The sequence below is a fragment of the Pseudomonas yangonensis genome, from assembly GCF_009932725.1.
GTDB lineage: Bacteria > Pseudomonadota > Gammaproteobacteria > Pseudomonadales > Pseudomonadaceae > Aquipseudomonas > Aquipseudomonas yangonensis.
In genome coordinates, this window is sequence record NZ_BLJU01000025.1 from 1 (window position 1) to 1071 (window position 1071).

The 1071-nt window shown below is 55.8% G+C and carries 1 protein-coding gene; it reads left to right on the forward strand.

The annotated features are described in order from the left end of the window. The first annotated feature begins 128 nt into the window (after nucleotides 1-128). Nucleotides 129-965, forward strand: a complete 837-nt coding sequence (locus GYB81_RS21840) for an aminoglycoside O-phosphotransferase APH(6)-Id (protein ID WP_000480968.1) — start codon at nucleotides 129-131, stop codon at nucleotides 963-965. Nucleotides 966-1071 lie beyond the last annotated feature (106 nt).

Here is a 1071-nt window from a genome sequence, read left to right on the forward strand (position 1 = left end):
GAGAACTGGGCAGCGCCAGATGAAGCAGAGCGCGCCTTCGCTGTCCTATTCAATGTATTGGGGATCGAAGCCCCCGACCGCGAACGCCTTGCCTTCTATCTGCGATTGGACCCTCTGACTTGGGGTTGATGTTCATGCCGCCTGTTTTTCCTGCTCATTGGCACGTTTCGCAACCTGTTCTCATTGCGGACACCTTTTCCAGCCTCGTTTGGAAAGTTTCATTGCCAGACGGGACTCCTGCAATCGTCAAGGGATTGAAACCTATAGAAGACATTGCTGATGAACTGCGCGGGGCCGACTATCTGGTATGGCGCAATGGGAGGGGAGCAGTCCGGTTGCTCGGTCGTGAGAACAATCTGATGTTGCTCGAATATGCCGGGGAGCGAATGCTCTCTCACATCGTTGCCGAGCACGGCGACTACCAGGCGACCGAAATTGCAGCGGAACTAATGGCGAAGCTGTATGCCGCATCTGAGGAACCCCTGCCTTCTGCCCTTCTCCCGATCCGGGATCGCTTTGCAGCTTTGTTTCAGCGGGCGCGCGATGATCAAAACGCAGGTTGTCAAACTGACTACGTCCACGCGGCGATTATAGCCGATCAAATGATGAGCAATGCCTCGGAACTGCGTGGGCTACATGGCGATCTGCATCATGAAAACATCATGTTCTCCAGTCGCGGCTGGCTGGTGATAGATCCCGTCGGTCTGGTCGGTGAAGTGGGCTTTGGCGCCGCCAATATGTTCTACGATCCGGCTGACAGAGACGACCTTTGTCTCGATCCTAGACGCATTGCACAGATGGCGGACGCATTCTCTCGTGCGCTGGACGTCGATCCGCGTCGCCTGCTCGACCAGGCGTACGCTTATGGGTGCCTTTCCGCAGCTTGGAACGCGGATGGAGAAGAGGAGCAACGCGATCTAGCTATCGCGGCCGCGATCAAGCAGGTGCGACAGACGTCATACTAGATATCAAGCGACTTCTCCTATCCCCTGGGAACACATCAATCTTACCGGAGAATATCGTTGGCCAAAGCCTTAGCGTAGGATTTCGCCCTCTCCCGCAAACGACCCC

Excerpts from the sequence above, each read along its gene's own strand:
- GYB81_RS21840 (WP_000480968.1), top strand. The coding sequence starts at position 129 with ATGTTCATGCCGCCTGTTTTTCCTGCTCATTGGCACGTTTCGCAACCT.